Origin of the sequence: Pseudomonas alkylphenolica (assembly GCF_004025535.1) — a bacterium.
Lineage (GTDB): Bacteria > Pseudomonadota > Gammaproteobacteria > Pseudomonadales > Pseudomonadaceae > Aquipseudomonas > Aquipseudomonas alkylphenolica_A.
The window spans coordinates 47,079-53,793 of sequence record NZ_QJRG01000036.1 but is presented as its reverse complement, the minus strand read 5'-3'; the positions used below and the strand labels follow the sequence as shown (position 1 = coordinate 53,793).

Genomic DNA, 6,715 nt, shown 5'->3' with positions numbered 1-6,715 from the left:
CCCGAACTCAGCAGTGAAACGATGCATCGCCGATGGTAGTGTGGGGTTTCCCCATGTGAGAGTAGGTCATCGTCAAGATTAAATTCCGAAACCCCTATCTGCACACGCAGGTAGGGGTTTTGTCTTTAAGGTAGAAGCATCAAGAATTCGCTGGCACGTCGAACACGACGGACCGGCACACAGAATTTCTTGACGACCATAGAGCATTGGAACCACCTGATCCCATCCCGAACTCAGCAGTGAAACGATGCATCGCCGATGGTAGTGTGGGGTTTCCCCATGTGAGAGTAGGTCATCGTCAAGATTCAATTCCAGAACCCCTGTCTGCGCTGCAGACAGGGGTTTTGTCTTTCTGGCTGGCCGCGAAGGACCAGGCAGACACAAAAAAGCCAGCACCTGAACCCAGGCGCTGGCTTTGTCGTTTTAGCCGTAAGGGTCAGAACTGATAGCTGACCGTGGCACTGACATTGCGCTCTTCACCCATGTAGCAATAGCTCAGGCTGGCACAGGAGGCGATGTAGCTTTCGTTGGTGAGGTTGTTGGCATTCAGGCGCACATCCACGCCCTTCAGGCCCAGCTTGCCCAGGTCATAGCCGACCGAGGCATCGAACAAGGTATAGGAGGGCACCTTCATGGTGTTTTCTGCATCAACCCAGCTGTAGCCCACATAACGCACACCGCCACCCAGGCGCAGGCCGTCGAGGGTGCCCTGGCGGAAGTTGTAGTCGGCCCATAGCGACGCCATGTTGCGCGGTGCCTGGGTTGGCGAGTTGCCTTTGTTGTTCAGGTCGCTGCCATACAGGGTGCTGGGCATCGACTTGGAGTACTCGATGTCGGTAAAGGTATAGCTGCCGAGTACTTTCAGGTTATCGGTGACCTGCACATGGGCTTCGAGCTCCAGGCCCTGGGAGCGCACCTGGCCAACAGGCCGGTAGAACTCCTCCTGAGGCAGTTTGGACGCCAGGTTCTCCTGTTCGATGCGGAACACCGAGGCGGTGAACAGGTTGTCGCTACCCGGTGGCTGGTACTTGATACCTGCCTCCCACTGCGTGCCCTCTGTCGGCGCCAGCGGGTTGCCATTCTGGTCGGCATAGGAGTTGGGGTTGAACGACTCGGAATAGCTGATATACGGCGCAATGCCGTTCTCGAACAGATACAGCACGCCAGCGCGCCCGGTCAGCTTGGTGCGATCGTCACTGATCCGGGTACCCACTGGGCGGCTGGCTTCTTCGATGCGGTTCTCTTCCGAGGTTTTCACCCAATCCTGGCGAAGGCCCAGCGAGAAGCGCCACTGGTCCAGTTCAATCAGGTCCTGCAGATACACGCCGGTTTGCTGCAGGCGGCGCAGGTAGCTGGTGGGGTTGTAGTACGTAATGGCGTCGTTGCCGTACTGCGGCTCAAAGGCATTGATCGGCGCCAGTGAGCCACTGTTCCAGTCCACCACCGTCTTGCGACGCTGATAGTCCAGTCCCAGCAGTGTGGTGTGTTTGGCGCTGCCGATGAAGTATTCGGCTTGCAGCATGTTGTCGATAATGTAGGAGTGCAGCTTCTCGTCGCCGCCGGTGTAGTAACGGTTCAACTCGTTGCTGGTCGGTGTCGTCCAGCCCCAGGCGTACACCTGGTCCATCTTCACTGTCGAATCCAGGTAGCGGAAGTTCTGTCGAGCGGTGAGCACGTCGTTGAAGCGGTGTTCGAACTGGTAGCCGAATGACTGTTGGTTGCGCTCATAGCTGTCGACGCCGGGCTCGCCTTCGAAGAAGTGATCTGAAATGCGTTGGCCGTTACGTTGATGCAGTGCACCGTCGGCTGGCACGCCACCGTGATAGCCGCCATCCGGATCGTGTTGCAGATAAGCTTGCAGGGTCAGCGACGTATCTTCACTGAAATTGATGCTGAGCGTCGGCGCCAGGGCAAAACGCTTTTCTTCATTGTGATCGAACTGGGTATCGGACTGATCAGCGAGGCCGACCAGGCGATAGGCGATGCGTTGATCGTCGTCCAGCGGGCCGCTGAAGTCGAAACCCATGCCGCGTTGACCTTGGGTACCGACCGTGGCCTGAACCTGGTGGTAGGCCTCATACAGTGGCTTCTTGCTGGTCAGGGCGACCAGCCCTCCGGGTGAACTGCGACCATAAAGCACCGAAGACGGCCCCTTGAGAATGTCGACCCGCTCGAGAAAGTACGGGTCTACCTGCATGGTGCTGTAGGTGCCGCTATCGCCCATGGACTTGAGGCCGTCCAGGTAGATGTTATCCACAGAACCGTCATTGAAGCCGCGCATCGCCACGTAGTCATAGCGGTGCGTTGCACCATACGGGTTGGTCAGCACACCTGGGGTATAGCGCATGGTCTGCGAAACGGTCTGCGCGCCCTGGTCATCCATCTGCTGTCGGGTAACCACCGATACCGACTGCGAAGTTTCCAGAATCGGGGCACTGGTCTTGGTGGCGACTTGGCTGTGCGTGGCGTTGTAGCCTTCCATGCTGCCCAGGGCATTGCCCAGCGCGAACTCGCGTACTTCGGTACTCGGCAAGGCGAGGGCGGCGTCTTGTGGCTGGACGCGCAGGACGTAGTTGCCGCCGTCCTGGTTGTCAGCTTCAAGCCCGGAGCCGTTGAGCAACTGGCGCAAGGCCTGATCGGTACTGTAGCTTCCGCTGAGACCGGGAGAGCGCAACCCTTCGGTTAGTTGCGGTGTGCTCGACAAGGTGATGCCGGCCTGACGTGCAAACTGATTGAGCACTTCATTGAGCGAGCCGGCCGGGATGTTGTACTGCTGGCTGACACTACCGAATTGGTCGGCCAGAACCAGGGTGGGAAGCACGCCAACACCCAGCGCGGTGCCGAGCAGGGCGGCACGAATGGCCCTGCCCAGCATGCTGCGATGTTGATTATCTAAGGCCTGTTGAAAATCATTCAGCTTGTTGTGCCGCAGCAAGGGCAAAGCATTACGCATTGGAAAGCATCCGTTGAGTCAGTAAGGGCAGGAGGAGTCGCTTACTGTCCTAGCCGGACTCGAGAGAAAAACCCGCCAGAAGCATCGGGCGCGTCAGGCCTGTCGTTCCAGGCGGACCCACCAGCGCGTGCGATAGCTGACGTTGACAGGCAGGGTCTGTGGCAACAGTTGCAACAGCTGGTCGGTATCCTCAAGGCGGAACACCCCGGACAGACGCAAGTCGGCGATCTCATCGCTGCAACTGACAAAGCCATGCCGGTAGCGCCCGACTTCAGCAAGGAACGCACGCAGGCGCATATCACGAGTAACAACCAGGCCTTCAGTCCAGGCGCTGGCGTCCATTTCTGGTTGCTGAAGCAGACTGGCACCTTGCGCATCCACACGCAGCGACTGGCCAGCGGTCACCCATTGCAAGGCGCCAGGCGCGTGAAACGCGACATTGCCCTGACTGACGCTGATCTGTGTACAGGTTTCGTCCTGGCGTACTACGAAGCGGCCATCAAAGCCTTCCAGCAGCGCATGACGGGTTTGCACCAGCAGTGGTCGACCGACAGCGCTGGCCGCGTCATTTGCGCAGGTCAGCATCATCTCGCCGCGCTTGAGGCGGATAAGCCGTTGCCTGGCATCAAAGGCCAGGTCGGCGGCACTGTCGGTATTGAGTTGCAGCACCGAGCCGTCGGGCAGGTCAAAGCGTCGTCGCTCTCCGGTTGCGCTGGCGTAATCCGAGGTCCAGTTGCTGAGCGCATCGACGTCCTTGCCCAACCAGGCGGCAGACCCGAGCATCACCACGCCCCCGAGCAGCTTCAGTGCCTGTCGCCGCTGCAGCCGTTGCGTACCGCTCTCCAGGGTCTGCAAAGCCACATTAGCTCCGGGCACAGCGCGCAGGTTCAATTCCTGGTGCAGCGATTGCACCCGTTGCCAGGCCAGCTCATGGTCCTGATGAGCGGCGCGCCATTGCTCGCATTGGTGCTGCAACAGCGGGCTATTACCGCTTTCACGCAGCTTGAGCAGCCAGTGAATGGCCTGTTTCACCACCCGCGGGCCTGGATTCAGTGTGGCCACTGCGGCTACTCCTGCGACTCGTAGCGCAGCAGGTAGCAGTGATAGAGCGCATCTGCGACATAACGCTCAACCGAGCGCAGGGAAATGCCCATCTGTTCGGCGATATCCTTGTGGGTCAGCCCTTCGCATTGGGCCAGTAAGAATGCCCGGCGCACTTTCGGTTTGAGGCCGTCGAGCATCCGTGCAATACGTTCGAGCAATTCCATCAGCAACTCGCGGGTTTCAACTGAAGGCACTTCTGCCTCGGGCAGGTGAGCGAGGGCTTCGAGGTAGGCCCGGTGAAGCTCTTCTCGCCGCCAGTGGTCAATAACCAGGCCCCGGGCAATGGTACGCAGAAACGCCCGAGGGGTGTTCAGCTCATACTGCTCGCGGCGCTGCAGCAGGCGCACGAACGTGTCTTGGGCCAGGTCCGCAGCATCGGCGGCATTACCCAGCTTGCTGCGCAGCCAGGCGTTCAGCCAGCTGTGGTGGTGACTGTAAAGCGAATGCACGGACTCGGGAGAGGGCATGAGGGGCGCTGCGGAAAAGGTTATAAATGATAATTAGTCTCATTGTTGGCGTGCCGAGAATATTTTGCAACTGTTGTTGGATCGGGCACAGGCTCGCCTGCGCTGAGAGGGGGATAAAAAAAGGGACCACCCCCTGCCGAGGAATGGCCCCTGAAGTTTTGCCTGAGGGGTATTGCTCAGCGGGCGGTAATCACCGACAACTTGGTAATTCCCGCGCGTTCGATCGAGGCCATGGCACGTGCCACTTCTCCATAGTTCACGCCATCATCGGCTTGCAGTTGCACGCGCAGCTCAGGGTCCTTGGCCTTGGCCGTCTGCAGGCTGGACTCCAGCAGGTCGGGTTGAATTTCATCCTTGTTGATGAACAGCTTGCCGCCGCCATCGATGCTCACTACCAGCGGATCCTTCTGTTCAACCGGCGCTACGGCTTCGGTTTTCGGCAGGTTGATAGGAATTGCGTTGGTCAGCAGCGGCGCGGTGACAATGAACACCACCAACAGCACCAGCATGACGTCGACCAATGGCGTTACGTTGATTTCGCTGAGTACTTCATCGCTGTCCTGGGTTGAGAAGGCCATGTCAGGAAGCCTCCTTCACTTTTTGTGCACTGTTGCCGACCGGCTTGTAGGCCGTCGGGTGAACCAGCACACGAAAGGCACTCTTCTGCGCCAGGCTGTAGAAGTCATGGGCAAAGTCATCAAGGTCGGCGGCGGCCAGCTTCAGGCGGCGCAGGAAGTAGTTGTAAACCAGCACGGCCGGTACGGCGACGGCAATGCCCACCCCGGTGGCGACCAGTGCTGCCCCGATTGGCCCGGCAACGGTTTCCAGGCTGGCGGAACCCGCGGCGCTAATCCCCTTCAGGGCTTCCATGATGCCCCAGACCGTGCCGAACAGGCCGATGAAGGGCGAGGTACTACCGATACTCGCCAGTACCGCCAAGCCGATTTCCAGCGACCGGCGTTCGCGTACGATCTGTTGGCGCAAGGCACGCTCCAGGCGATCCTGATGGTTGATCGCCTGGCTCAGGTCGTTGGCTTGGCCCGATTCGCCAACTGCGATGGCAGCAGAACCGGCCTGAGCGACCCGCGCCGCTGCGCCAGGCTCGTGTTCACTTAGCGCGGCAGCGGTGTCCAGGCTGGAAGCCGCCCAAAATTGCTGGTGGAAACGCTTATCCTGATTCTTCAAGCGCACGAACTGCACGCCTTTTACCAGGGCCAGGCCCCAGGTGATGACCGAGAAGCCCACCAGCAGCCAGATCACCGCGCTTTCGATGGATTCGAGGGGGGATGCCAATAACGTCATGATCAGTACTCTCTCTGTTGGCGCGAATTAATGGATCTTGAATTCAATCGGTACGCTGACCCAGCCGTCCTGGGCCACATCGCCCTGCTTGGCCGGGACGAAACTCCAGCGCTTGACTGCTGCCAGCGCCGCGTCATCGAGTTGCTGGCGGCCACTGCTTTTCTGCAGCTGGATTTCGCCGGGTTTACCGCTGGCCAACACATGTACCCGTAATAAAACCGTGCCTTCCCAGCCCCGCCGATGCGCCAGCGCCGGATACTCTGGCGCCGGGTTCTTCAGGTACCCGGCGCTGGCTGAAGCCGGCGTCACCGGGGCAGGGGCGGGTGGTGCCGGCGGCGCAGCAGGGCGTGGTGGTGCCGGAGGTGGCTCGACTGCTTTCGGGGCCGGTTTGGGCACTGGCTTGGGTTCGGGCTTGGGCACCGGTTTTGGCTTGGGCTTGGGCACGGGCTTGGGTGCAGGCTTTGCCGCCAACTCATCGACGACCGGCGGTGGCGGCTCAACCGCCACCGGAGGCGGGGGTGGTGGTGGCGGCTCGACCACCGGTGGCGCCGGTTGCGAAAACTCGATCGTCATCGGCGGTATTTCCGGCGGTACCACCGGCAACACCGGTGTTGGCGCCTGGCTAAGCCAATAGGCCACGGCGCCGTGCAGGGTCAGGGCGAAGAACACCAGCAAGGTTTTTTCCCGGCGGCCCAACACGCTTTTCGGGGAACGTTGCAAGCGTTGTTGTGCCAGTGGCTCGCGATGGGGCCGACCGAGGTCGATCAGCTCGCCACCGGGTGTCTGGCGCCAGCGTACGTCGAGCGCAGTGGCGGTGTTGTGGACATTACCCATAGATCAGCTCCTGGGGTTTCGCTGCAAATGTGTTCGAGGCGTGCACTTCGCAGCG

The 6,715-nt window shown here is 60.2% G+C and carries 6 protein-coding genes and 2 rRNA genes; 2 read left to right on the top strand and 6 right to left on the bottom strand.

Annotation, left to right across the window (positions count from 1 at the left end; genetic code table 11):
* A 5S ribosomal RNA gene (gene rrf / locus DM813_RS28980) occupies nucleotides 1-78 on the top strand; the annotation flags it as partial.
* Between the two features lie 110 nt (nucleotides 79-188).
* Nucleotides 189-304: ribosomal RNA gene (gene rrf / locus DM813_RS08420) — 5S ribosomal RNA — on the top strand.
* A gap of 132 nt (nucleotides 305-436) precedes the next feature.
* On the opposite strand, the gene DM813_RS08415 is transcribed toward rrf (DM813_RS08420), so the two are convergent.
* From DM813_RS08415 to DM813_RS08390, 6 genes are all read right to left on the bottom strand, one after another.
* A complete protein-coding gene (locus DM813_RS08415) occupies nucleotides 437-2,875 on the bottom strand; it encodes a TonB-dependent siderophore receptor (protein WP_128322970.1) in 2,439 nt (812 codons plus the stop codon).
* A gap of 171 nt (nucleotides 2,876-3,046) precedes the next feature.
* Nucleotides 3,047-4,015 (bottom strand): FecR domain-containing protein, encoded by a 969-nt coding sequence (locus DM813_RS08410; RefSeq protein ID WP_128322969.1) that lies wholly within the window; start codon nucleotides 4,013-4,015, stop codon nucleotides 3,047-3,049.
* Between the two features lie 5 nt (nucleotides 4,016-4,020).
* The gene (locus DM813_RS08405; RefSeq protein WP_128322968.1) at nucleotides 4,021-4,524 is read right to left on the bottom strand and encodes a sigma-70 family RNA polymerase sigma factor; all 504 of its coding nucleotides are present in this window, start codon (nucleotides 4,522-4,524) and stop codon (nucleotides 4,021-4,023) included.
* Nucleotides 4,525-4,700: 176 nt separating this feature from the next.
* Entirely contained in the window at nucleotides 4,701-5,102 is a 402-nt protein-coding gene (locus DM813_RS08400; RefSeq protein ID WP_128322967.1) for an ExbD/TolR family protein, read from the bottom strand.
* A gap of 1 nt (nucleotide 5,103) precedes the next feature.
* Nucleotides 5,104-5,826 carry a MotA/TolQ/ExbB proton channel family protein gene (locus DM813_RS08395; RefSeq protein ID WP_128322966.1) on the bottom strand — a complete coding sequence of 241 codons (723 nt, stop codon included), beginning with the start codon at nucleotides 5,824-5,826 and terminating at the stop codon, nucleotides 5,104-5,106.
* Between the two features lie 27 nt (nucleotides 5,827-5,853).
* The gene (locus DM813_RS08390) at nucleotides 5,854-6,660 is read right to left on the bottom strand and encodes an energy transducer TonB (RefSeq protein WP_128322965.1); all 807 of its coding nucleotides are present in this window, start codon (nucleotides 6,658-6,660) and stop codon (nucleotides 5,854-5,856) included.
* Nucleotides 6,661-6,715 lie beyond the last annotated feature (55 nt).